The sequence below is a fragment of the Acetobacter sp. DmW_043 genome, from assembly GCF_002153485.1.
In the GTDB taxonomy this organism is placed as follows: Bacteria; Pseudomonadota; Alphaproteobacteria; order Acetobacterales; family Acetobacteraceae; genus Acetobacter; species Acetobacter thailandicus.
In genome coordinates, this window is the sequence record NZ_JOMN01000109.1 from 1 (window position 1) to 335 (window position 335).

1 protein-coding gene and 1 pseudogene are annotated in these 335 nt (G+C 55.2%); both read right to left on the reverse strand.

Annotated features, from left to right (window positions below):
* The coding region (locus HK11_RS12095) for a transposase (protein ID WP_143216416.1) at positions 1–141 on the reverse strand (141 nt) is incomplete at its 3' end.
* Between the two features lie 69 nt (positions 142–210).
* A pseudogene (locus HK11_RS12300) lies at positions 211–335 on the reverse strand (IS5/IS1182 family transposase); the annotation flags it as partial.

Below are 335 nucleotides of genomic sequence, written 5' to 3' on the forward strand. Positions count from 1 at the left end.
CGACCGATACTGCGAAATCCAGTGGCTCAGCGTTGATTTGCCAATCCCCAGATCCGCCGCAATCCGTGTCCGGGACAAACCGCTGCTCAGCGCGATCCTGACCGCCTCGCGGCGAAACTCTTCTGTCTGCTTCAATGCCATGGTCTCAGGCCTTTCCTGTTGAAAGCTTTAAACGCTCAGTCAACCGGCACAAAACCGTTACAAGTCCACCAGAGCCTTCTCCAGCTTCGGGCGAAACACCTCAAAATCCACAGTCCGGGAAAACGCTTCGAACTGATCACCGAGCCCGCTTAGCCGAGCAAGCCGCTCTTCAACATCAAAAAATCCCGCCTGTT